The following is a 295-nucleotide window of genomic DNA, read 5'->3' on the forward strand; positions in this document are numbered from 1 at the left end:
GCTCCCCGGAAGGGCCTGCCCCCAACCTCACCCCCACGGGCAGCCGCGCGCCCGCCTTCGGGTGAGTTTGCGCTACCGAGCGCTATGTGGCGCCCCTCACACGAGGGTCAGCTGCGCCCGAACCACTTCCGCGTGCCCTGTGGGCGCTGCGGCTCCTCGACGACTGCCGGCGTCGGGTTCCGCAGCTCGACCAGCGCCGCCTCGGCCTCGTCCAGGAACAGGTCGACCTGGGCCTGGTCGTAGCTGCGCATGCCGACCGGCATGATCGTGAACTCGACGTAGTGGATGTCGTCCG

The 295-nt window shown here is 70.8% G+C and carries 1 protein-coding gene; it reads right to left on the reverse strand.

The window, feature by feature from the left end; genetic code table 11:
* Positions 1–107: 107 nt before the first annotated feature.
* Positions 108–295: DivIVA domain-containing protein (locus H5965_RS46055; protein WP_310977651.1), on the reverse strand; the 188-nt coding region annotated here is incomplete at its 5' end.

The sequence above is a fragment of the Amycolatopsis sp. 505 genome (assembly GCF_031625235.1).
In the GTDB taxonomy this organism is placed as follows: domain Bacteria; phylum Actinomycetota; class Actinomycetes; order Mycobacteriales; family Pseudonocardiaceae; genus Amycolatopsis.